General features: G+C 49.6%; 20 protein-coding genes. 10 read left to right on the forward strand and 10 right to left on the reverse strand.

Annotation, left to right across the window (positions count from 1 at the left end):
• Window positions 1–93: 93 nt before the first annotated feature.
• The 5 genes from BLR73_RS09250 to nusB are packed head-to-tail and all read right to left on the reverse strand — an operon-like array spanning window position 94 to window position 3,344.
• Window positions 94–510 (reverse strand): DUF5606 family protein, encoded by a 417-nt coding sequence (locus tag BLR73_RS09250; RefSeq protein ID WP_013064694.1) that lies wholly within the window; start codon window positions 508–510, stop codon window positions 94–96.
• Window positions 492–1,058 (reverse strand): dephospho-CoA kinase, encoded by a 567-nt coding sequence (gene coaE, locus BLR73_RS09255; protein WP_091861383.1) that lies wholly within the window; start codon window positions 1,056–1,058, stop codon window positions 492–494. Before coaE ends, BLR73_RS09250 begins: the two co-directional genes overlap by 19 nt.
• Complete coding sequence (locus BLR73_RS09260; RefSeq protein WP_091861386.1) at window positions 1,055–2,044, reverse strand: YbbR-like domain-containing protein; 990 nt, start codon at window positions 2,042–2,044, stop codon at window positions 1,055–1,057. The genes coaE and BLR73_RS09260 overlap by 4 nt, the downstream gene beginning before the upstream one ends.
• A complete protein-coding gene (yajC, locus tag BLR73_RS09265; RefSeq protein ID WP_091861389.1) occupies window positions 2,045–2,365 on the reverse strand; it encodes a preprotein translocase subunit YajC in 321 nt (106 codons plus the stop codon).
• Window positions 2,358–3,344: a transcription antitermination factor NusB gene (gene nusB, locus BLR73_RS09270; RefSeq protein WP_052173252.1), complete on the reverse strand. Its 987-nt coding sequence runs from the start codon at window positions 3,342–3,344 to the stop codon at window positions 2,358–2,360. The genes yajC and nusB overlap by 8 nt, the downstream gene beginning before the upstream one ends.
• A gap of 251 nt (window positions 3,345–3,595) precedes the next feature.
• Here nusB and BLR73_RS09275 point away from each other — a divergent pair, with 251 nt between their 5' ends.
• The 6 genes from BLR73_RS09275 to queF all read left to right on the forward strand — a co-directional run bounded on the left by BLR73_RS09275 (window position 3,596) and on the right by queF (window position 7,457).
• Entirely contained in the window at window positions 3,596–4,192 is a 597-nt protein-coding gene (locus tag BLR73_RS09275) for a 50S ribosomal protein L25/general stress protein Ctc (protein WP_033149391.1), read from the forward strand.
• Window positions 4,193–4,211: 19 nt separating this feature from the next.
• Window positions 4,212–4,784 (forward strand): aminoacyl-tRNA hydrolase, encoded by a 573-nt coding sequence (gene pth / locus BLR73_RS09280; RefSeq protein ID WP_028907404.1) that lies wholly within the window; start codon window positions 4,212–4,214, stop codon window positions 4,782–4,784.
• Between the two features lie 3 nt (window positions 4,785–4,787).
• Entirely contained in the window at window positions 4,788–5,168 is a 381-nt protein-coding gene (locus tag BLR73_RS09285; RefSeq protein WP_073045558.1) for an RNA-binding S4 domain-containing protein, read from the forward strand.
• A 14-nt stretch (window positions 5,169–5,182) separates the two neighbouring features.
• On the forward strand, window positions 5,183–6,175 hold the full coding sequence (locus BLR73_RS09290; protein ID WP_091861391.1) for a calcium/sodium antiporter: 993 nt from the start codon (window positions 5,183–5,185) through the stop codon (window positions 6,173–6,175).
• A 46-nt stretch (window positions 6,176–6,221) separates the two neighbouring features.
• Entirely contained in the window at window positions 6,222–6,917 is a 696-nt protein-coding gene (locus BLR73_RS09295; protein WP_013064422.1) for a queuosine precursor transporter, read from the forward strand.
• A gap of 78 nt (window positions 6,918–6,995) precedes the next feature.
• Entirely contained in the window at window positions 6,996–7,457 is a 462-nt protein-coding gene (gene queF / locus BLR73_RS09300) for a preQ(1) synthase (RefSeq protein WP_028907401.1), read from the forward strand.
• A 313-nt stretch (window positions 7,458–7,770) separates the two neighbouring features.
• Here queF and BLR73_RS09305 read toward each other — a convergent pair whose 3' ends face one another.
• On the reverse strand, window positions 7,771–9,864 hold the full coding sequence (locus tag BLR73_RS09305; protein ID WP_091861394.1) for a hypothetical protein: 2,094 nt from the start codon (window positions 9,862–9,864) through the stop codon (window positions 7,771–7,773).
• Between the two features lie 396 nt (window positions 9,865–10,260).
• Between BLR73_RS09305 and BLR73_RS09310 the strand changes: the two genes are divergently transcribed.
• The 4 genes from BLR73_RS09310 to BLR73_RS09325 all read left to right on the forward strand — a co-directional run bounded on the left by BLR73_RS09310 (window position 10,261) and on the right by BLR73_RS09325 (window position 17,977).
• Window positions 10,261–12,042 (forward strand): oxaloacetate decarboxylase, encoded by a 1,782-nt coding sequence (locus BLR73_RS09310; RefSeq protein WP_091861397.1) that lies wholly within the window; start codon window positions 10,261–10,263, stop codon window positions 12,040–12,042.
• 159 nt (window positions 12,043–12,201) lie between these two features.
• Window positions 12,202–12,741: an HD domain-containing protein gene (locus BLR73_RS09315; RefSeq protein ID WP_091861399.1), complete on the forward strand. Its 540-nt coding sequence runs from the start codon at window positions 12,202–12,204 to the stop codon at window positions 12,739–12,741.
• 121 nt (window positions 12,742–12,862) lie between these two features.
• A complete protein-coding gene (locus tag BLR73_RS09320) occupies window positions 12,863–15,676 on the forward strand; it encodes a putative LPS assembly protein LptD (RefSeq protein WP_369821149.1) in 2,814 nt (937 codons plus the stop codon).
• A gap of 36 nt (window positions 15,677–15,712) precedes the next feature.
• On the forward strand, window positions 15,713–17,977 hold the full coding sequence (locus BLR73_RS09325) for a cation:proton antiporter (protein WP_091861402.1): 2,265 nt from the start codon (window positions 15,713–15,715) through the stop codon (window positions 17,975–17,977).
• 38 nt (window positions 17,978–18,015) lie between these two features.
• On the opposite strand, the gene pepT is transcribed toward BLR73_RS09325, so the two are convergent.
• The 4 genes from pepT to nrfA form a co-directional block, all read right to left on the reverse strand.
• Window positions 18,016–19,239 (reverse strand): peptidase T, encoded by a 1,224-nt coding sequence (gene pepT / locus BLR73_RS09330; protein WP_091861404.1) that lies wholly within the window; start codon window positions 19,237–19,239, stop codon window positions 18,016–18,018.
• Window positions 19,240–19,541: 302 nt separating this feature from the next.
• A complete protein-coding gene (gene ccsA, locus BLR73_RS09335; RefSeq protein WP_091861407.1) occupies window positions 19,542–20,363 on the reverse strand; it encodes a cytochrome c biogenesis protein CcsA in 822 nt (273 codons plus the stop codon).
• Window positions 20,360–21,253 carry a cytochrome c biogenesis ResB family protein gene (locus tag BLR73_RS09340; protein WP_028913132.1) on the reverse strand — a complete coding sequence of 298 codons (894 nt, stop codon included), beginning with the start codon at window positions 21,251–21,253 and terminating at the stop codon, window positions 20,360–20,362. The genes ccsA and BLR73_RS09340 overlap by 4 nt, the downstream gene beginning before the upstream one ends.
• Window positions 21,253–22,812 carry an ammonia-forming cytochrome c nitrite reductase gene (gene nrfA / locus BLR73_RS09345; RefSeq protein ID WP_091861410.1) on the reverse strand — a complete coding sequence of 520 codons (1,560 nt, stop codon included), beginning with the start codon at window positions 22,810–22,812 and terminating at the stop codon, window positions 21,253–21,255. Before nrfA ends, BLR73_RS09340 begins: the two co-directional genes overlap by 1 nt.
• Window positions 22,813–22,817: the final 5 nt, after the last annotated feature.

Genomic DNA, 22,817 nt, shown 5'->3' on the forward strand with positions numbered 1-22,817 from the left:
ATAAATTAAAAACACGGCTCTAGTTGCAATGCTAAAGCCGTGTTCTTTTTTATAAAAAAAAGCCGTGTTAATCCGTGCCTAAAAGAAAATAAATTACTCAGCGCTCTCGGGCTCGGCGTCCTTGAAGTCGGTGATACCGGCCTCGATAAGGATGTTGTACCAAGTGATGAGCTTCTTGATGTGGCTATCCTTTACACGATCCTGATCCCACTCGGGCAGTACCTTTGTAAAGTACTCGCGCAGCTCGGCTGACGAGGCCTTCTTCTCGTTGATGCTGGCACGCTTACCGTTCTCCAGCTTCTTCAGGTTGTCGAGAACATCTGTCAGGGGCACATCATCAGTCTCGGTAAACATGGCGATATCGCCAAGTGATGTGATGCGATCGGTTGCGAAGGCAGGCATGCGCTTGTGAGTAGCATCCAGAGCCTCTACAATCAGATTGTTGTTACCACGGGTAACAAGCTTGTATAAACCGGGCTTGCCGGCAATAGCTAAAATGGTTTGTTGCATTGTTTTATTATTTTATTAATTTGATTATCTATATCAGCTTCTCCATCGTTAATCAGCACAAAGTCGGCCTTACGTATCACCTCCTGCTGTGGCAGTTGGCGGTTCATCCATTGCAGCGCCTGTTCGCGACTGATACCGTCGCGCTCCATCACACGCTGCAGACGAATCTCCTTGGGGGCTATCACCACTATCACCTTATCTACCAGAACATTGGCTCCGCTCTCGAACAGGATGGCACTCTCCATGTAGTCCAACCCGCTTTGGCGGAAAGCCTCGAATACGGCAGGGTGTACGATGGCGTCGATGGCCTTGGCATTGCTGGGCGATGCCAGTAGGAATTTGGCCACAGCGGCCTTATTCAGTATGCCTTCGGGAGTATAGGTTTCGGGACCAATCAGCGCTGTAAGTTGCTGGCGCAGTTCAGGCGAGTTACGCATCAGGCGTTTGGCCTCGCTGTCGCAGTCGAAAACTTCGATGCCCTGCTCTTTCAGCACGCGGCACACGTAGCTTTTACCACTACCAATGCCGCCCGTAATACCTACTTTCATTCTTCGCCGGATTCGATCAGATAGTCAACCATGCTGGTTTCCAAACGTGCTCTGGAAATGCCGCGTGGCACGCTCTTAAGATAAATGTGGCACTTTTCCTGCGGGTGGTCCTTAATCTCGTTGTAGTCGGCCACTACGTAGAAGTCGGTTGGCTTAAGATTTCGGTACACGCTGACACCCGTTACGAATGTTACATTTACGCGCGATGGGAATGTGCGGATAGATTTACCCTTAGGCAGATTGATGGCCTTGATGGGTACACCCTCGATGCTCTCCTCGGTAAGTACGTCGGTGCAGAAGGTTACACGCACATGGTCGGGTATCATCTTTACGCCCTTAATCTTGGCCAGTTCGCAGTTAGCACGCAGCGTATCGCGGAAGTTGGCGTAGTTAAGCTGCTCGGTGTAAACCACGTTGATGCTATCCAGCTTTTCGGGCGAAGCGTAGATGGTAACGCTATCGGGACTGTAAGCCACACGCGAAATAAAGAACAGCTCCTCGGGAATTACACGTCCGCTCCAGCGTACGGGCACCGTTTTCTTGTCGCCGTAGTTGTAATAGAACTCCAGCTTCTCGGGTTTCATAGCCGTGATGCGCGATCCGTTGGCCAGCTGCTGGTAAACCAGCTTCTGCAGCTCCTGCTGTGTAATCACACCAGTACCGTTGCCGTGCGAGTAGTTCTTAAAGTTCACATTTACCTTACGCAGTATGTCGCCATACATATAAGTAAGGAGTGTGATGCCCTTGTCGCGGATGGTTACGCGCACCGTGTCGGTCTCGTCGCTGGTAAGCACGGCATTCTTCGGAATACCTACTACCGACACGGGGATGGCAAACTCGCGCTCGTACACCTCGTTAAGTGTGGTTTGCAGCCAGAAGATGCCCGAAAGTGCCAGGAAGAACACAAAAATCAGCAGCTCCTTATTAGTCTTGCTAAAAAGGAGCGTGCGCAATATCTGTATGATTCTTCCGAAGAACTTCTTCATTTACTTGCTCTGCAGAGTGCTTGCCATATCTTTGTAAACCGATGTCTTCTCGACAGTAACAACCACGTCGCGAGCAATCTTGATGTCGACTGTGTTCTTAGCCAGGTCGATGCTCTTAACTGTGCCGTGGATACCACCACCGGTAACTACCTCGGTACCTTCCGTAAGTTCGTTCTGGAACTTCTGGATTTCCTTCTGTTTCTTCTGCTGTGGGCGGATCATGAAGAACCACATGATAGCAAATATGGCTACCATCATGATAATCATGCTCATGCCGCCACCGTTCTGTGCTGCCTGTGCAGCGAGTACAAAATTAGTCATGTTTCTTTGTTATAATTTGTTTTTTGGGTTTATATTCTCTCTCCTTCTTAGGTTCGATGAACTTAGCCAGGCGGCCGCTCTCAACCAGGTTGCGGGCGATACCATCCAGCATACCGTTGATGTAGCCGGCACTCTTTGGGGTAGAGTAGAACTTGGCAATCTCAACATACTCGTTGATGGTTACGCTGATGGGCACGTTGGGCAGGGTCATCATCTCGGCGATGGCAATCTGCATCAGGATGATATCCATGTAAGCCAGACGTGAGAAATCCCAGTTACGCGAAGCCTCGCTCATGTAGCGCTGGTACTCGTCGGCATTCATAATAGCTGCACGGAACACCTTGCGCGCAAAATCCTTCTCCTCCTCGCTGTCCCACTCGGGCAACAAATCCTGCTTGGGGCCGTTAGCCTCGTCGAAACGCTTGATGGTCTTCAGTACAAATGTATCAACGATGGTCTTATCGTCGTTCCAGTACAGGCTCTGGTCCTCCAGGATAGCGTCGAGCTCGTCGTTGTCCTGAATCAGGGTGCGATATATCTTGCGCCAGAACTCACGGTCCACATCGTAGTTATCCTCGGGGTTATTCATGTAATCCTGATAAACCTCGCTCTGCTCAATCTTCTCGAGCAGCGATGCTACAAATGCGGCATTCTCGTCCCAACCGCTCTTCTGGGTGCTGATAAAGTCGTTAAGCTGCTTATTCTCGGCCAACTGAATGGCAAAACGGTTCAATACAAAACGCTGCGATGGCTCGGGTGTGCCTTCACGCTTGGCACGCTGTACCATCACCTCCATACGGCGGCTTGCTTCTTTATTTACGGCCACCATCAGGGCCAGCATGTAGTTGTAGAGGTCATAAGCTTTCGAGAGACTGAAAAATAACTCTTTTTCAGCCGTGTCGATGTTCTTGTTACCGTTTTGATAGTAGGCGTAGGTTAACTGAACAATCTTAATTCTGATAATTTCTCTGTTAATCATCTCACTTGATGTTTTTTATTATTATACCTATTATATATATAAACTTTTCGTTTAAATCGGCTGCAAAATTAGTAAAAAAGGTCGGAATAAGCAAGAAAAATACAGAAAATTGAGGTTTTTTAGCCAAATATTTGGTTGGTATCAAAAAAAGTAGTACCTTTGCACCGCTTTTTCGGCTTCGTGCCGAGATTCGTGTGATGGCGAATTAAGCAAAACGTAATTTTTTAAACTTAATTTAGAGTAACACATTTATGAAAGAAATTAGCGTAAGTGGCCAGAAGCGTGCCACAACTGGTAAGAAGGCCAGCAAGGAAATGCGTAAGGAGGGTCTTGTACCTTGTAACATGTACGGTGAGGCAAAGGGTGAGAACGGTCTGCCCGTATCACTGTCATTTGCTATTCCTGCTTCACAGCTCCGTCGTGTTGTTTATTCACCCGATGTTTATGTTGTAAACCTGACTATCGATGGTGAGGCTCACAAGGCTGTAATGAAGGAGCTCCAGTTCCACCCCACAACAGATGCTCTGCTGCATGTTGACTTCTATGAGGTTAACGATGAGAAGCCTATCACAATTGGTATTCCTGTTAAGCTCGTTGGTCACGCTCAGGGTGTTCGTGATGGTGGTCGTCTGAGCCAGGCTGTTCGCACACTGAACGTAACAGCTCCTTACAAGCAGATTCCTGAGGTTCTGAATGTAGACGTTACAGAGCTCAAGCTCGGTAAGGCTATCAAGGTAGCTGAGCTGAACTTCGATGGTCTGCAGATCGCTACTCCTGCTCAGGTTGTAGTATGCTCAGTTAAGGCTACACGTGCTTCTCGTTCTGCTGCTGCTGCTGCAGCTGAGTAATTATCTAATTCGTTAGCGAATGGATAAGTACTTGATTGTAGGCTTGGGAAATATCGGCGACGAGTACGAGAACACCCGCCACAATACAGGCTTTATGGTATTGGATGCTTTTGCTAAGGCATCCAATATTCATTTTGATGATAAGCGCTATGGTTTTGTGGCCGAAACATCGCTGAAGGGCCGTAAAGTTATCCTGCTCAAACCATCCACCTACATGAACCTGAGCGGTAATGCCGTTCGTTACTGGTTGAATAAGGAAAATATCGAACAGAGCCGACTGCTGGTTATCAGCGACGATGTGGCTCTGCCCCTCGGCGCTTTCCGCTTGAAGGCTGGTGGCTCTAATGGTGGACATAATGGATTGGGCCATATTCAGCAGCTCATCGGACAGAATTATGCGCGCCTGCGTATGGGCATCGGCAACGATTTTCCACGTGGCATGCAGGTGGATTGGGTGCTCGGCAAGTACGACGAGGAGGATATGAAAACCCTCGCACCAAGCATCGATACTGCTTGCGAAATTATCAAGAGCTTTGTATTGGCTGGTATTGATATTACTATGAACCAGTTTAACAAACTGGGCAAGAAATAGTTTATGGAAGAAGCAAGAATTGACAAGTGGCTTTGGGCATCGCGTATCTTTAAGACCCGCTCTATAGCAGCCGACGCCTGTAAGAACGGTCGCGTTACCATCGCTGGGGTGAACGTAAAACCCTCGCGTATGGTAAAGGTAGGCGAGACTGTAAGTGTGCGCAAACCGCCCATTACCTACTCGTTCCGTATTCTGAAGACTATCGAACAGCGCGTAGGAGCAAAACTCCTGCCCGAAATCTACGAGAATGTGACGGCTCCCGAGCAGTACGAACTGCTGGAGATGACGCGTATCAGTGGTTTTGTGGATCGTGCCCGTGGTACCGGTCGTCCCACCAAGAAGGATCGTCGCAGTCTGGATGCGTTTATCAGCGACATGGAATAAAAACCGAGAAAACTATGACATTATTTAACATCGGACTGATCGTCGTAGGTCTCATCCTCGTTATCTGGGGAGCCGATCGTATGACGGATGGAGCTTCAAAGCTGGCCCGCGACATGCGTGTGCCCGAAATCGTGATAGGTCTAACCATCGTAGCTGCCGGCACTTCGGCGCCCGAGCTGTTTGTGAGTCTGATGTCGGCCCTGAAGGGTACACCCGATCTGGCCGTAGGTAATGTGATAGGTTCTAACATCTTCAACACCCTGCTCATTGTGGGTTGTTCGGCTGCAGTAGCACCAATCGCTGTGGCACCCAACACGGTTAAGAAGGATATCCCCTTTGCCATCGGTGCTTCGTTGCTGCTCTTTATGCTGTGTGCCGACGATATGGGCTCTGTACACCTGTGGGGTAACGAAATCAGTCGTTCGGATGGTATCATCCTGCTCATCGGCTTTGTGGCCTTTATGGTTTACACCTTCCAGATGGCTGCAAAAGACGGAAAGTTGGATTTCCTTGACGAGGAGCTGGGTGTGGAGCGCGAAAAGCCCAAGAAGGATTATACGCACCTGTGGCGTAACCTGTTCTGGATTGGTCTCGGACTGGGCTGCTTAATCGTGGGCAGTCATATCTTTGTAAACGGTGCTACTTATGTGGCTTATCGTTTCGGTATCCGTCAGAGTGTGGTAGGTCTTACCATCGTGGCTGGCGGTACGTCGCTACCCGAGTTGGCTACCAGCGTGGTGGCTGCTTACAAGGGTCGTTCGGCCATGGCTATCGGAAATGTCATCGGCTCGAATGTGTTTAATATTCTGCTTATTCTCGGCATCACTTCGGTGGTTCACCCCATGCGTATTATGGGTATCACCATCGTTGATCTGATGATGATGCTGATTAGTATTGGACTGATGTGGATATTCGCAATCACCAAGTATTTTGTATCGCGCCGCGAGGGATGGGTACTGATACTTACCTTTATGGGTTACATGGGTTGGTTGCTGTATCTGTTGTAATGGATAACAGGGGTACTTGAACACCCCCTTTAAAAAAACAAGAAATATGGAAAAATTAAAAGACAATCAGAGGATCAGTGTGCTGTTTATGTTTTACGGCATACTGTTTTGCGTGTGCCTGATTACGGCAAACGTATTGGAGACAAAACAGATTTCGTTTGGACCTGCTAACATGACGGCTGGACTCATTGTGTTCCCCGTAAGTTACATCATCAACGATGTGGTTTGCGAGGTGTGGGGATACCGTCGTACGCGTCTGCTCATCTGGCTGGGCTTTGCCATGAACTTTATGTTTGTGGTGTTTGGTGCCATCGCCGACTGGATTCCTGGTGCCTCGTACTGGCATGGTGAGGAGGGATTCCATCAGATTTTCGGATTGGCGCCTCGTATCGCCGGTGCATCGTTCCTGGCGTTCCTGGCAGGATCGTTTATGAATGCCTACGTGATGAGTAAAATGAAGTTGAGCTCGAACGGTAAGAATTTCTCGGCACGTGCCGTGATGAGTACTGTCTGGGGTGAGCTTACCGACTCAATCATCTTCTTCCCCCTGGCGCTGGGTGGTGTTATCCCCTGGGAGGAGATGCCATCGCTGGTTATCACACAGGTAACACTGAAGACGGTTTACGAAATCATTGCACTTCCTGTAACCATCCGTGTGGTAAACTTTACCAAGAAGCACGACCACGAGGATGTGTTCGACAAGGATGTAACGTACAACATCTTCAAGGTCAAGGAACTTTAATGTTTAATGTTTCGCTCGGCTTTGCCGCTTGGCATCGCCAAGAATGTTTAATGTTTAATCTTTAATGTTTAATGTATTATGAACAGAGAAGTAGAAGGTTTGCAGGCACTCGGTAAGAAGACTGAGTACAAGAGCGATTATGCACCCGAGGTGCTTGAGACTTTTATGAACAAGCATCCTGAGAATGATTACTGGGTACAGTTCAACTGTCCTGAGTTTACATCGTTGTGTCCTATCACAGGTCAGCCTGATTTTGCAGAGATCAAGATCATGTATATTCCTGGTGAGAAGATGGTAGAGAGTAAGAGTTTGAAGCTCTATCTGTTCAGCTTCCGTAACCATGGTGATTTCCACGAGGATTGTGTGAATGTGATTATGAAGGACTTGGTTCGTCTCATGGATCCCAAGTACATCGAGGTAATCGGTCTTTTCACTCCCCGTGGTGGTATCAGCATTTACCCCTACGCCAACTACGGTCGCCCCGGCACCAAATTCGAAACCCTCGCCGAACAAAGACTGATGAACCATACGTTTAAGTAGTCCTCGCGTGGGTCGAAAAAGAAAGTAGTCCCAAAAACGTCCTGGCTCGGAGGCCGGAACCATATTTTTTCAAAGCACTCAATGAACTCGCTGCGCTCAAACAGCATTTCGTATTTCGTTGCTCAGATTGCTCCGCAATCAGAGACTCAATATCGCTTCAAAAAAATATAATTCCTCTAAATACCTCCTCGTGCGGAATGTTTTTGGGATTACTTTCTTTTTCTCTACAATCTTTTTTGTGAAAAATCGTTCGTAAAACATTCAGCGAGAGCCACCCCGTGACCCTCGCTGATGTTTTTTATGAAATACACTCTTAGTTCGCAATGATGGTAAGACCCTCACGGGTTGTAACATTACGATCGTCACAACGCCAGTGGATGGTGAACTTCTTGATGCCCCACGACCTGGCGTAGCTCTGCAGGATGTCGACATTATTAGTCATGATTTCCTTCGATGCCTTGACGATATAGCCGATGGTATTCAGACTGGTAGCCGTCTTGTCGGCTATCCTGAAGGTGCTGGCATAGAGGTCGGGGAAGGCATTGCGGATGTTCGACTCCAACTCGCCCTGCGCACCCGCGATAGGCGAAGATACCCACTCATCGATGGTGATGTACATGCGCCACGACTGCATGGCGCGGTTAGGCTCCAACAGGTTGTGCGTATAGGTGGCATCGGCATCATTGTTGTATACATATTTGCGTGGGGCATTCTTGTAGCCGTCCTCATTCTTATATACATACACCAGCACAGCTGTCTGTGGCGATGATGTGATGTTGACGGTATACTGTCCTGATGGATTATCCACCGACCAGCATATCTCCTGACTCACATCGGCATCGTTCACCAGGATGGCAGCAGGCGTCTGATGACAGTAATAGATATAATCGCCTACATTCTCGTAATACTGCGGCAGTGCCCCCGTATAGGTCCACGCCACCTTCGTACCCACCGTATTCTTCTTCACACCCAGCTCCTTGGTGGTTTGCGACATGCCCACCGAGAACGACGAGCCATTGGTAGTACCCACCGAGTAGCTGCCGCCAACGCTAAAGCTGCCCATAGGCCCCGCGGCATTAGCTCCGCCGCTGGCACCCCAGGTGATACCCACCGTCTCGGTGGTAGAGTGCGACGTGCCCGTGGTGACGGTAGTGGTCGACGAGTTATTATCGGTATTAGGTGCTGCAGCCTCCAGGTGTATGCTGCCGCTACCAGTGAGATCCATCGAGGTGGCGTACTTCGAGAGGAATGCCCCATACCAGCGGTTATACTCGCCGAAGTTGGTAGCGGTGTACCAATAGTGCTCCCCTCGTGTGGGGTAGAAGATCTTTGATCCATTGCGATCACCCATGCACAGAGTGACATTCTGTTTCAGGTAGTAGTAGTCCTTGTTGGCATCGATGTTGTGTACGCCCCACGAGCTGACCTTCATATTGACGCGGTTGTAGCGCCGACTTGTCGAGGCATCATCGTCGGTAAAGCAGATATCACCGTTGTAGGTGAATGTCTCGCTGGCATTCATCAGCTCGTTGATGTTCGAGCTGCCGCTGGCGCGTGTCTTGGTGCGACGTGCAGCAGCCTGCTGGTAGCTCTTCTCTGTGTCGTTCAGCCACTGTGCAGCAGCATCGGCCAGCATACCGCTGATGGCAGCTGTACGTGTCATCTTACCGGTCACCACTTGTGGATCGGTGGAGTTACCGTTTTCGTCGCTCTCACTGACGTACGAGGTGAAGTTCTCTTCAAACGGTTCCTGCATGAAGTAGTCGTTCGATCCCAGGATGATCACCTCGGCAAAGGGGGCATTCATGTCCATGTCCTCGTCGTCGGCTCTGGTTCTGGCCACACGCTGCATGTTGGCCATGCGCATCTTCATACGCTCCAGGCGTGGCGAGCTTTGTGCCGCTTCGGTGGCCTCTTCGCTGGTAATGTCAAACAGCTGCTCTATGTCGGTCTCTTCGAGTGCAAGCAGCGACAGCAGATAGGTCAGTCCGAACACGCCGGCCTGCTCGTTAGTGGGGTTAGTGAGACATATGTAGCCACCATCCATGGTGAGTCGTACTGCTGCCTTCATCACCTCGGGGTCTAACGCATCCATGTTGTCGAACATGCTACCCGACAGTATCACCATGCGGGTGTCGGCATCAATGCTGGCCGTGGTTTTAGGCAGTCGCTTCACGAACGATGCACCGGTAGTACCCTCGTCGAATGTGCCAATCACGGCAGTGGGTACGTCGGCTGTCACCAGCACGCTCATCCGGTCGATTGTAGGCTCTTTAGCCTTGTTGGATTGCACACCGCTCGACACGTCGGCCACGATAGGATTATCGTTCTGTACACATGATGTGGTACTCAACCCTGCTACCATTATCAGAGTGAGCATCAGATAATAAGATCGTTTTGTTTTCATCTTCCAAATTGTTTTAGGTTATTATTTCTTGCCGCAAATATATGCACTATTTTCTAAATTTCCAAATGTTTTTTGATAAATTTTAATTTTATCTGTCCTTTTCTTGCGTCCCCTCGGTAGCGGCAAAGCCGAGCGCTGGCTCGGAGGCCGGATGTCCGATTATCGTAATCAATTTTAAGCCTCGTTCCCAGGGATTGGGAAAGAGGTTTGGAGAATAGGTCGAGACCCCATCTTATGAAGAGGGGGCTAGGGGGTGATGGAGGATTCGAAAGGCTTTGCCTTGAGAAAGGGGCTGGAGGTATCTACTAAAAATTATAAAATTTGTAGGATATTTGCCGCTATGTGCAGAAAAAGTGCTATATTTGCATTCAAATTTCGAAAATAAGCTTATAAAATATGGCAAAAAAGAAGATTCAATTCAGTCTCGTTTACAGAGACATGTGGCAGAGTTCAGGCAAATTCCAGCCTCGTAAAGACCAGCTGGAACGCATTGCGCCCGCCATTATCGATATGGGCTGTTTTGCCCGAGTAGAAACCAATGGTGGTGCCTTTGAGCAGGTGAACCTGATGGCAGGTGAGAATCCTAACCTGGCTGTTCGTGCTTTCTGTAAGCCTTTCAACGAGGTTGGCATTAAGACTCACATGCTGGATCGCGGTCTCAACGCACTCCGTATGTATCCTGTACCCGATGATGTTCGTGCACTGATGTATAAGGTAAAGCACGCTCAGGGTGTAGATATCACTCGTATCTTCTGTGGATTAAACGATACCCGTAATATCATTCCAAGTATCAAGTGGGCCAAGGAGGGTGGCATGACACCTCAGGCTACATTGTGTATCACCACTTCGCCGGTTCACACCGTTGAGTACTATGCTGCTATTGCTGATGAGGTAATCGCTGCTGGTGCCGAGGAGATCTGTTTGAAGGATATGGCTGGTATCGGTCAGCCTGCTATGCTGGGTCAGCTCACCAAGGCTATCAAGACCAAGCACCCCGATATCATCATTCAGTATCACGGTCACTCAGGTCCTGGACTGTCAATGGCTTCTATCCTCGAGGTTTGTAACAACGGTGCCGATGTAATCGATACTGCTATCGAGCCTCTGTCATGGGGTAAGGTTCACCCAGATATCATCTCGGTTCGTTCTATGCTGAAGAACGAGGGCTTCGAGGTGGCCGATCTGGATATGAACGCCTATATGCAGGCACGTACACTCACTCAGGAGTTTATCGACGACTGGTTGGGTTGCTTCATCAACCCTGCTAACAAGCACATGTCATCACTGTTGCTTGGTTGCGGTCTGCCTGGTGGTATGATGGGATCTATGATGGCCGATCTTGGTCCTATCCAGAAGATGATTAATAAGGAACGCGAGAAGAAGGGTGAGAGCGCACTCACTATGGACGATATGCTGGTTAAGCTGTTCAACGAGGTTGAGTACGTATGGCCAAAGGTAGGTTATCCCCCATTGGTAACACCATTCTCTCAGTACACTAAGAATATCGCTCTGATGAACCTCCTCACCATGGAGCAGGGTAAGGGTCGTTACGTGATGATGGACGATGCCATCTGGGGTATGATTCTTGGTAAGAGCGGTAAGGTGCCCGGAACAATCGCTCCCGAGCTGGTTGAGCTGGCCGAGAAGAAGGGTCTTAAGTTCACTGATGCCGATCCTCACACGCTGTTGGAGAACTCACTCGATACCTTCCGCAAGGAGATGGACGAGAACGGTTGGGATTACGGACAGGACGACGAGGAACTGTTCGAGCTGGCTATGCACCCTGAGCAGTACCGTCCATTCAAGAGCGGTCAGGCTAAGAAGCAGCTTTTGGCTGATATCCAGAAGGCTAAGGATGCCAAGCTGGGTGGTGGTCAGAAGATTTCGCAGGAAGAGATCGACGCTATCAAGCATGCTAAGGCCGACGCTGTAAAGGCTCCTCTGGCTGGTCAGCTGTTGTGGGGCTTCGGTGGCGAAGGTGTACTGGCACCATGCGTTGAGCCATTCATCGGTCAGAAGTACAAGGAGGGCGACACCTTCTGTTATCTGCAGACCAAGTGGGGCGAGATTGTATCAATCCCTGCCGCTATGGGTGGTAAGCTGGTTGATATCAGCGTTAAGCCTGGTCAGAACATTCGTCAGGGCGACACCATCGCCTGGATTGAGCGCGAAGCTTAAACTTATATAGTTTTAGGCACGGATATGTTTTAGGCACGGATTTACACGGCTTTAATTTTATTAAAGACACGGCTGTAGTGAAAAAGCAGTGTTTCTTATAAAAGAGCCGCGTTAATCCGTGCCAATTTATTATTTCCATCCGTGCCAAATTTTTTTTCTATGGATTACGAAAAGATTATTGATAAATATTATCCTGAGGATAATGAGCTTAAGCGTTTGCTGATGCATCATTCTCGTCAGGTGGCGGATAGATGCTTGAAGATTGCCAAGCAGCACCCCGAACTACGTCTGGATACCGAGTTTTTGGAAGAGGCAGCCATGCTGCACGATATCGGCATTTTTCGTTGTAATGCCCCCAGTATCCAGTGTGTAGGCACCGAACCTTACATCTGTCATGGTTATTTAGGTGGCGAGATACTGCGCAACGAGGGCTTTTTGCGCCACGCGCTGGTGTGCGAACGCCATACCGGTACAGGTCTTACCCGTACACAGATTGAGCGCCAGCATCTGCCATTGCCTCTCGACCGTAGTTACGAGCCTGAGACACTCGAAGAGCAGGTGGTGTGCTATGCCGATAAGTTCTATTCAAAGTCGCATGTAGCCCACGAGCGTTCGGTAGTAGAAACAGCACAGAGTTTGGAGAAATTCGGTGCCGAAGGCGTGCAGAAGTTCCTGAAATGGGTGGATATGTTCGAATAAAGTAAAATTTTTGTGATAATCTCTGTTAATCTATGGCGAAAATCGCAGAATTATTTGTAATTTTGCACCCGTGAAAAGAAAATCGGTATTGATTGTGTTCGCTTTCGTTATCCTTTTGGTGATGGCGGAAGTGCCCATGAAGATGGTTTCCAGAGTTCAGCAAGGCTCTGGTAACAATGATAGTATTCCCACAGATAGCATCGTAAAGGATACCATCAAAGCAGCCTTCGACACCATTAAGGCTACCATCGATACCACTCAGATGGACTCTATTCAGCTCGCCATATATCGTCACAACAAAGCTATCGACGATTCGTTGGCGCAGGATAGTATCAATAAGCGCCGCAAAAATGGTATCGATTCACCAGTAGAGTATTCGGCTGAGGACTCGCTTACATACGAGGCAGCTTCGGGTTTGGCACATCTGTATGGCGACTCGAAGGTGAAGTATCAGAATATGGACCTGCAGAGCGACAAGATTTATATGAGTCTTGACAGCAGTTTGGTACATGCCACAGGTAGTTTCGATTCTACAGCCAACGGACTCAAAGGTACCCCCGTTTTCAAGATGGGTAACGATGAGTACCAGAGCGATACCATGGCCTTTAACTTCAAGACCAAGAAAGGTTTGATTTCGAGCGTATATACGCAGCAGGAAGAAGGCTTCCTTACCAGCGAACTGTCGAAGCGCGGTGCTGATGGCGAGATGTTCCTGCAGCACGGTCGTTATACCACTTGCGACGATCCGCATCCCGATTTCTACCTCGCCATGTCGCGTGCCAAGGTGCGCCCTGGTAAGGATGTGGTGTTCGGTCCTACCTATCTGGTTGTGGCCGATGTGCCTCTGCCATTGGCTATCCCTTACGGATTCTTCCCCTTCACCAAGAGCTACTCAAGCGGACTCATCATGCCTACCTATGGTGATGAGACCGAGCGTGGTTTCTATCTGCGCGATGGTGGTTACTACTTTGCCATCAACGATAAGATGGACCTGAAGCTGATAGGTGAAATCTATACCAAGGGCTCGTGGGGCCTCTCGGCAGCCTCTAACTATCGCAAGCGTTATCGCTACAGCGGTTCGTTCATGGCCAGCTATCAGAACACCATCAACGGCGAGAAGAATATGCCCGACTACTCTAAGCAAACCAGCTTTAAGGTAGTATGGAGCCATCGTCAGGATGCTAAGGCCAACCCTTACTCGCAGCTCTCGGCAAACGTAAACTTTGCCACTAGCAGTTACGAGCGCAATAACCTTACCTCGATGTACAATCCGCAAACGCTCACACAGTCAACACGTACCTCATCAGTATCGTGGAGCACCACGTTCTCGAGCATCGGCATGACATTGAGCTCAACCACCAACTTAAACCAGAACATGCGTGATAGTACTATCTCGCTCACATTGCCCGATTTGAATATCTCAATCGCCCGTTTCTATCCTTTCAAGCGCAAAAAGAGGGCAGGCAATGAGCGCTGGTACGAGAAAATCTCGATGCAGTACACGGGTCAGATCAAGAACGAGATAACCACTAAAGAGGATAAACTGCTGCACTCGTCGCTCTCAAAGGACTGGAAGAACGGCATGCAGCACAATATACCTATCAGCGGTAACTTTACCCTGTTCGGCTATCTCAACCTCAACCCATCGTTCAACTTTACCGACCGTACCTATTTCAGTAAGGTACACAAGGGCTGGGATGCCGCTGCTCAGCGCGAGGTAGTAGATACCCTGAGCGGTTTCTATAACGTTTACAACTGGAACTTCAGTGTTGGCGCCTCTACCAAGCTTTACGGTATGTGGGTGCCCAACCGTAAGATATTCGGCGATAAGATTAATGCTATCCGCCACGTGGTTACCCCAACCGTTAGCTTTAGCTATGCACCTGACTTCAGTGCATCGCGCTATGGCTATTACGACTACTATCAGAAAACCGATGCCGATGGTAAGGTAACCATGGTTGAGTACTCACCCTATCAGATTGGTACCTATGGTGTGCCTGGCAAGGGTAAAACCGGTAGCCTCTCGATGGACCTTTCGCAGAACCTCGAAATGAAGGTTAAGAGCGACGACGACTCTACAGGCTTTAAGAAGATTTCGCTCATCGACGAGTTCCGCATGTCGATGTCGTATAACTTTGCTGCCGATATCCGTCCTTGGAGCGACCTGTCAACCAGTTTGCGACTCAAACTCTCTAAGAACTATACCCTGAACCTCAACGCTGTGTTCGCATCGTATGTTTACGAGGCCGATAGCGTTGGTGCCACACCTCGTGTATCTGAACACAAGACTTATTGGGGTATGGGTAAACTCGGACGTTTCCAGGGCATCTCGCAGAACCTTTCTTATACCCTCAGCAACGAGAAGATTGCCAACTTCTTTAAGCGCTTACGTGGCGAGAAAGTGGATAAGAAAGAACGTAAGAACGACGATAACGACGATGACGAGTGGGACGACACCCTCGAGTCGAACGTGGATAAGGATATGGAGAAAGCCAAGCATGGGGCTAATCGTAAAGGTAGCGGTTCGAAAGCCGAGACCGACGAGGATGGCTACATGGCCTTCCAGATGCCTTGGAGCTTGAGTATCGGTTATGGTGTAACCATGCGTGAGGACCAGACCCTCTCAAAGTTCAACTATAACACCATGCGCTATCCTTATAAGTTTAGTCAGAACCTCAATGTAAGTGGTAACCTGCGCATCAGCGACGGATGGAACATCTCGTTCTCATCTGGTTACGATTTCGATAATAAGAAGATATCTATGACAACGGCCTCACTTAATCGCGACCTCCATTGCTTCAATATGTCGTGCTCGGTAGTGTTGGCACCATACACTAGTTATAACTTCTCATTCCGCTGTAACGCGTCAACGCTTACCGATGCGCTCAAGTACGACAAGCGCTCAAGTTACTCAAACGCTGTGCAGTGGTACTAAGACAGTTGACAATTGATAATTGACAATTGATAATTTATGGCTGAATTACCCCCAATGATAGCAGATCTGGCACTCATCTTGATGGTGGCAGGTGTGGTTACGCTCATATTTAAACGCTTAAAGCAGCCCCTTGTGCTGGGCTACATCGTGGCAGGTTTCCTGGTTAGTCCTAACATGACCTATACGCCATCGGCTGTTGATATGGCCAACGTACACCTGTGGGCCGATATCGGTGTGATGTTCCTGCTGTTCTCGTTGGGATTGGATTTCTCGTTCAAGAAGATTCTTAAGATGGGCGCCTCGCCCGTCATATCCGCCATCACCATCATCTTCTGTATGATGATGCTCGGTATCGTGGTGGGCCATGTGTTCGGTTGGGGTAAGATGGACTGCATCTTCCTTGGAGGTATGCTCGCCATGTCGAGTACCACCATTATCTATAAAGCTTTCGACGATCTCGGATTGCGCCAGCAGCAGTTTGCGGGCATGGTTATGAGTGTGCTCATACTCGAGGATATCCTGGCCATTGTCATGATGGTGATGCTGAGTGCCCTGGCCAGCGGTTCTGATATGGGTGGCGGACAGCTTTTGCAGTCGGTCATGCGTATCGGTTTCTTCCTGATACTATGGCTGGTGGTGGGTATCTTTGCCATCCCGCTGTACCTGCGCCGTGTGCGCCGACTCATCAATAACGAGGTGCTGCTCATCGTAGCCTTAGGCTTGTGTTGTGCCATGGCGGTGTTCTCAACCAAGGTTGGTTTCAGCTCAGCTTTCGGTGCCTTTATCATGGGTAGCATCCTGGCCGAGACCATCGAGGCCGAGCGTATCGAGAAACTCGTCGAGCCTGTTAAGAACCTCTTCGGTGCCGTGTTCTTCGTGTCGGTAGGTATGCTGGTCGATCCAAAGATTCTGGTCGAATATGCCATACCTATTCTCTGCCTGGTACTCACCATTATTGTAGGGCAGAGCCTGTTCGGCACCATCTCGTTTATGTTAGGCGGCCAGTCGCTCAAGTCGGCCATGCGTTGTGGTTTCTCGATGGCGCAGATTGGTGAGTTCTCGTTCATCATCGCCTCGTTAGGTTTGTCGCTTGGCGTTATTGGCGATTTCCTTTACCCCGTGGTGGTAGCCGTATCTGTCATCACTACCTTCTTGACTCCTTACATGATTCGTCTGGCCACGCCAGCCTATAATAAACTTGAGAAGCATCTGCCTGGTAAGCTTATCAAGTCGCTTAACCAGTTGGCCATGGGCAATACGCATAGTCAGGAGGAGAGCAAGTGGAAACGCCTGCTCACGCAGATGACCATCAACACCATTGTTTACTCCATCCTTTCGTCGGCATCCATTGCCATGATGTTTGCCTTTGTGCTGCCCGTAACCCGCAAAATGCTGCCCGGCTGGGAGCTCCATTGGTATGCCAACGCCATCACCGGTGTGCTCACCGTGGCCCTCATCGCACCCTTCCTGCGTGCCATGGTCATGAAGAAGAATCACAGCGAGGAGTGGAAAGCCCTGTGGGCCGAGAGCAATCGCAACCGTTTGCCATTGCTGTTCACCATCCTCGTGCGTTTCCTCATTGCCGTCAGCTTTATCTTCTACATCTGCAATTTCCTCAGCCGATTCACCAATGCCTTGATGATTACCATCGGTTTTGTAGTCATCGTGCTCATCATCCTCTCACGCCGTACCAAGCACCGTAGCATCACACTCGAGCGCCTGTTTATTCAGAACCTGCGTTCGCGCGATATCGAGGCCCAGGTGCATGGCAAGAAACGTCCGCTCTACGAGGGCAAGCTGCTCGATCGCGATATCCATATTGCCGATTTCACGGTGCCGTTCAACTCCACTTGGATGGGGCAGTCGTTGGCACAGCTCAAGTTGGGTACCAAGTATGGTGTGCATGTTAGTAGTATTCTGCGTGGAGGCCGTCGTATAAACATCCCCGATGGTTATAACATCCTGTTCCCAGGCGATGTGCTCCAGGTCATCGGTAGCGACCAGCAGTTCACCGCTTTCCGCGATGCCATCGAGAACGAGGTGCTGGGTATCGATGTAGATGTAGAGATGCGCGAGATGAAGTTGCGCCAACTCATTATCGGTACCGATAGTCCGTTTGTGGGTCAGACCCTCATCGAGAGTCGTATCCGCGATCGCTTCAGTTGTATGGTGGTAGGACTTGAAGAGGGAAAGGAAAGCCTCTCCCCCTATAGTCCAAATCGTAAGTTCCGCGCAGGTGATATCATCTGGGTGGTAGGCGAGCAAGACTCGCTCGACGCCCTGTTTAATATTAAGGATTAAACATTAAACATTAAAGATTAAACATTAAACATTAAAGATTAAAGATTAAAGCCTGCGGTAAGCTCGCAGATTTTGACGATTACCTGCTTGGCTTTTTCCATTGATTGGATACTTACAAACTCGTAAGGTCCATGAAAGTTCACGCCGCCCGCAAAAATGTTAGGGCAGGGCAATCCTTTAAAACTCAGTTGTGCACCATCCGTACCACCACGGATAGGCTTTACTTTCGGAGCCACACCGCAGTCCTGCATGGCGCGCAGCACCAAGTCTATCACGTGCATCTGCGGGTCAATCTTCTCCTTCATATTGTAGTACTGGTCCTTTGTTTCAAGTGTTACAGTACCCTCACCATATTTCTCGTTCATTGCAGCCACCACGCTGGCCAGTGTGCGCTTGCGCTCCTCAAAACGGTCGCGGTCGTGGTCGCGTATAATGTAGTGCATGCTCGCCTTCTCAACACTTCCCTGTACACCCAGCAGGTGATAGAATCCCTGATAACCCTCAGTAGTCTCGGGGCGCTCATCCGCAGGCAGCATCGCAGCCAGTTCCATCGCCAGCAGGTTGGCATTCACCATCTTGTCCTTAGCATAGCCAGGATGCACGCTTACACCTTTTATATATATCTTGGCGCTGGCAGCATTAAAGTTCTCAAACTCCAGTTCGCCCACATCGCCGCCATCCATGGTGTAGCCCCATTCGCAACCGAATTTCTCTACATCAAAGTGGTGCGCGCCCATACCAATCTCCTCGTCAGGGTTAAAGGCCACGCGAATATCGCCATGCTTTATCTCCTTGTGGTCGCGCAGGTAGCACATCGCCTCTACTATCTCGGCTATGCCCGCCTTGTCGTCGGCACCCAGCAGTGTGGTACCATCCGTCACAATCAGGTCCTCGCCTGTGTGCTGCAGCAGCTCGGGGAATTTTGTGGGACTCATCATAATACCCTCCGAAAGCAGAATATCGCTGCCGTCGTAGTTGCGTACAATGTGTGGCTTGATGTCAGCACCCGAGCAGTCGGGGCTGGTATCATAGTGCGAAATAAATCCGATGGTAGGAATCTCATCTTTCGTGTTGGCCTTTAGTGTAGCGTAGATGTAACCCTTCTCGTCCATCTCCACATCACTCAGTCCCTCATGTTCCAGTTCTTTCTTCAAGTACTCGGCAAACACCAGTTGTTTCGCCGTACTCGGTACGGTGTCACTATCCTCAGCCGACTGTGTGTCAAACTGGGTATAGTTTATAAATCTCTCTGTAATGTCCATAATTGCCTGCAAAGATAGTGTTTTTCTTTCAAATTCCATCATCTTTGCCTGATTATTGGCGTTTATTACATAAAAAATCAGAAATGAACTAATGAACTAATGTACCATTGCAGATAGAAGTACTCTATGAGATTGCACGCCACCTCGACGTGGATGTGAAAGATTTCCGATCAATCATCTTACGGACTATTCGCTTCTCTTGCTCAATCCTGGTCATTTCATTCTGCCATATTTCATTTCTTCACCCTGTTTATCATACTGTTTACGCTTACCATCTCTCTACTTGCTTTTCTCATAGTTGTTTATTCACTAATGCTATAAGTATGTACACTTGAACCTTGGGCTGATGGCAGGTAATTGATACCCCACCAACACATTTGTAAGAGTACGAACGATATGATGATTATCCAAAGGGCCAGCCGCTCACGATGGAGTTGTAACTGGCGGTAGTGGACGTAGATGAGGTAGGCTAGCCAAGTGATGGCAGCCCACGTTTCTTTAGGATCCCACGACCAGTAGTGGCCCCATGCCTCCTTGGCCCATAGGGCACCCAAAAGCATGCCTATGGTGAGGAAGGCAAGACCGACATAAACGAGGTTGTCCGTGATGTCACGCTCGACTTTGTCGCTTTGCTCTGCAAAGAACTCTTGGTCAGCGATGTCACTCTTTTTGATAAAGAGCAGATAGATAGCCATCACTGCCGCCGCACCGAGTACGGCGTAGGCGAACATATAGACGATAACATGTGGCGCAAACCAAGGACTCTGAAGGGCGGGCATCAGCGTCTTGTCGTGTATCTCCGGTTTGAACAGATTTACACAGATAAATACCAGGGCGAGAATGGTCGAGAACGACAGGATCCACTTGTACTTCCAGCGCGAATAGACGATGAGACCCGCCAACGGCAGGAAGAACGAATACCAGAGTCGCGTTTCGCCCATCGTGCGCAGTGGCGGTCGCTCCAGCGAGATCCACATAGAGAGGATGAACGAGAAGAAAAAGAGTAAGCCCAAGACAGTTGTCGCGTAGGCCATACCAGTTTTACTCTTCCACGCAGCCCATGCACCCACGGCCCAAAGCAGTACCGCTGCAATTGCGAAATATATAAAATGCTCCCAACTCATACGCGTTTCCTCCCACCAATAACAAACATACAAACCGCTCCTGCCAGCATCATATAAATACCTGTATAGACAAATGGCAGCCACGGGTCGCTCACCAGTTCGAGTATTGATATCTGGCTCTGAGCCCCCATCTGCGTGTCGTAGCCGTACTGATAGATTTTCCAGCCGTCCACCTCGTAGGGCATGTTCACATCAATGGTAGTCTCGATATTCTTGCCCGTCTTCGTCAGTATCTGTATCTCCGAAGCAAAGCGCTTGGGCGAGCCGTCGTCGTAGGTTTCCATGATGAACTTCTTCAGTTCGATGGCTAGATCCATTTCTTTGATAGCACCTCCTTGCTCCATTGCGCGCCATTCAGGTTCGCCAACGCTACAAATCATTTTTACGCGCTGTATGTCGGCATTGCCAAGCGTGGCAGTGGTCAATGCTATGAAAAGGCCGAGATGGTTCAATAAGAAAGGTACATCGCGCTTCATCGACCACTCACCTCTGAATATTTGACGTAATCTGCGATGGATGGTGAGTCCCAGAATCACCGTGATATACACATAAATAAGTACGAACGGCCAGAACGACAGCATATTGTTCAGCCACGTGCCGTTTGCTTGCTGTCGTGTCAGTCCCATGATAATGGTCAGCGCAACAGCATATACCATGGCTGGGATGGCTGCTTGATACGTTGTCATCCATTGGAAGGCATATATTTTTTTACGCAAGTACGCCATCGCTGTCAACATCACAAAGAATCCTGCCAGCACAATGGCGTTAGCTGGCCACGCAAATGCATCCCACATTACAGGACCCACGCTCAGTTCCAGCATCAGTCCTGCAAAGATAAGGCCTCCTCCAATGAGGAAGCCTTCCTTAAATGTCCAGGGTTTCGTCCACATCAGATTTCAATCAGTTTTCCGTTCTTTTTCGCCTCTTCAATCCACTTGGGCTCGATTTCCTGCAGGAAGCGTTGCTTGTTCTCGTTCAGCTTCTGCATGTTGAGACCGATGGCAGCCTGAGCCTTTGCCTTGGTGCTATAATCAGGCACAGGGATGGCTTCGGTATGTCCGTGCTTGGCGGCTACGCGGGCGATGAGCAAACGGGCCTGCTGGGCATAGTCGACAGAGTGGGAGAGCAGACGGGTAACTTCCTGAGGCGCATGGAAAGTAGCACCATGAGAGGCGATGGCATAGTCCCAACGCCACTGGCTCTTGCGCAACAAAGCCTGGATAGGAGCCATCTCAGCCTCTGTAGCTCCCTTGTCGATGATGAACTTAGCCTCGAAATGGGCACGGGCCAGTTCCTGCTCGGCACGGTTGCGCACCTCGTTACACTTCTCCTGACGGTCGTACACATTCTGGCGCAGAACCTCGGCATCCTGACGGTGACAAGTCTGGCAGGTGCGATCAATCTTAGCCAATGGCGACTGAATCTGGTGATCGCTGAACTTCACGCCACCTTCCTGCTTGTAAGGCATGTGGCAGTCGGCACACGATACGCCGCGCTGAGCATGGATACCGTGCTGCGACATCTCCCAACCCGGATGCTGAGCTTTCAGAATCTTCGTGCCAGATAGCGGATGTATATAGTCGTAGAAACCAATCTCGTCGTAGTATTCCTCGGCAGCCTCGCAGGTTAATCCCTTGTCGTGCGGGAATACCAGATAGTTGGCCTTGCCGGGATTCTTCTCGTCGTTAGGCTTGATGAAGTAGTACTCCACGTGGCACTGAGCGCATACCAGCGAACGCATTTCCTGATGGGTAGCGTTCTTCACGTTCAGACCGCGACGGGCAAAGGCCTCGTAGAGGGCAGGACGCGCAGGGCGCAAGTCCATGGTGCGTGCATCGTGACAGTCGCTGCAGCCAATGGTATTTACCTCTTCGGCACCCAGCTCGCTCCACTTCTTAGCGTAGAAGTTGGCGGGCGAGAACTGATCCTTACCATTACCCAGTTCGCGCATCATGCGTGGCACATCGGGACCCTTACAAGTCCAGCAGGTAGCAGGCTGCATATCTCCAGCGATTGAGTCACGTCCATCGGCAGTCTTCACCACAATGCCTGGATTACCTGTACGCAGAATTTTGCGCATATCCTCAAGGGCATGTTTGTGTCCGCGAGGGGTGTTGTAATGGCGCGAGAAGGCATAGCCAGCCCACAGCACTACCATCTCAGGACGCTGCTCGAGCACATCCACCTCCTGCGACGAGTTATACTTCGACTTAAAGGTGGTGTCCTCTGTCATCGCCCAAGTCTCGTACTCACGTGGGTAGTCGGCTTTGAACTTTTCGTTCTGTGCGACGATCTCATCCTCGAACACTGTACGTTTATTGTTAAACACACTGGCCACCTCTGCTCTGCGCTCCATCAGCGACGAAACAAGCAGTCCCAGGATAAAGACCACTGCCATCGATCCTCCGAAAAGAATCCAACCTTGCCATTGTTTCAAATGCTTAGCCATAATAT

Origin of the sequence: Prevotella sp. khp1 (assembly GCF_900102205.1) — a bacterium.
Lineage (GTDB): Bacteria > Bacteroidota > Bacteroidia > Bacteroidales > Bacteroidaceae > Prevotella > Prevotella ruminicola.

Excerpts from the sequence above, each read along its gene's own strand:
- pth (WP_028907404.1), top strand. The coding sequence starts at position 4,212 with ATGGATAAGTACTTGATTGTAGGCTTGGGAAATATCGGCGACGAGTAC.
- BLR73_RS09290 (WP_091861391.1), top strand. The coding sequence starts at position 5,183 with ATGACATTATTTAACATCGGACTGATCGTCGTAGGTCTCATCCTCGTT.
- BLR73_RS09320 (WP_369821149.1), top strand. The coding sequence starts at position 12,863 with ATGGCGGAAGTGCCCATGAAGATGGTTTCCAGAGTTCAGCAAGGCTCT.
- ccsA (WP_091861407.1), bottom strand. The coding sequence starts at position 20,363 with ATGAGTTGGGAGCATTTTATATATTTCGCAATTGCAGCGGTACTGCTT.
- BLR73_RS09250 (WP_013064694.1), bottom strand. The coding sequence starts at position 510 with ATGCAACAAACCATTTTAGCTATTGCCGGCAAGCCCGGTTTATACAAG.
- BLR73_RS09275 (WP_033149391.1), top strand. The coding sequence starts at position 3,596 with ATGAAAGAAATTAGCGTAAGTGGCCAGAAGCGTGCCACAACTGGTAAG.
- BLR73_RS09295 (WP_013064422.1), top strand. The coding sequence starts at position 6,222 with ATGGAAAAATTAAAAGACAATCAGAGGATCAGTGTGCTGTTTATGTTT.
- pepT (WP_091861404.1), bottom strand. The coding sequence starts at position 19,239 with ATGGACATTACAGAGAGATTTATAAACTATACCCAGTTTGACACACAG.
- nrfA (WP_091861410.1), bottom strand. The coding sequence starts at position 22,812 with ATGGCTAAGCATTTGAAACAATGGCAAGGTTGGATTCTTTTCGGAGGA.
- BLR73_RS09310 (WP_091861397.1), top strand. The coding sequence starts at position 10,261 with ATGGCAAAAAAGAAGATTCAATTCAGTCTCGTTTACAGAGACATGTGG.
- yajC (WP_091861389.1), bottom strand. The coding sequence starts at position 2,365 with ATGACTAATTTTGTACTCGCTGCACAGGCAGCACAGAACGGTGGCGGC.
- nusB (WP_052173252.1), bottom strand. The coding sequence starts at position 3,344 with ATGATTAACAGAGAAATTATCAGAATTAAGATTGTTCAGTTAACCTAC.
- coaE (WP_091861383.1), bottom strand. The coding sequence starts at position 1,058 with ATGAAAGTAGGTATTACGGGCGGCATTGGTAGTGGTAAAAGCTACGTG.
- BLR73_RS09285 (WP_073045558.1), top strand. The coding sequence starts at position 4,788 with ATGGAAGAAGCAAGAATTGACAAGTGGCTTTGGGCATCGCGTATCTTT.
- BLR73_RS09260 (WP_091861386.1), bottom strand. The coding sequence starts at position 2,044 with ATGAAGAAGTTCTTCGGAAGAATCATACAGATATTGCGCACGCTCCTT.
- BLR73_RS09305 (WP_091861394.1), bottom strand. The coding sequence starts at position 9,864 with ATGAAAACAAAACGATCTTATTATCTGATGCTCACTCTGATAATGGTA.
- BLR73_RS09315 (WP_091861399.1), top strand. The coding sequence starts at position 12,202 with ATGGATTACGAAAAGATTATTGATAAATATTATCCTGAGGATAATGAG.
- queF (WP_028907401.1), top strand. The coding sequence starts at position 6,996 with ATGAACAGAGAAGTAGAAGGTTTGCAGGCACTCGGTAAGAAGACTGAG.
- BLR73_RS09340 (WP_028913132.1), bottom strand. The coding sequence starts at position 21,253 with ATGTGGACGAAACCCTGGACATTTAAGGAAGGCTTCCTCATTGGAGGA.
- BLR73_RS09325 (WP_091861402.1), top strand. The coding sequence starts at position 15,713 with ATGGCTGAATTACCCCCAATGATAGCAGATCTGGCACTCATCTTGATG.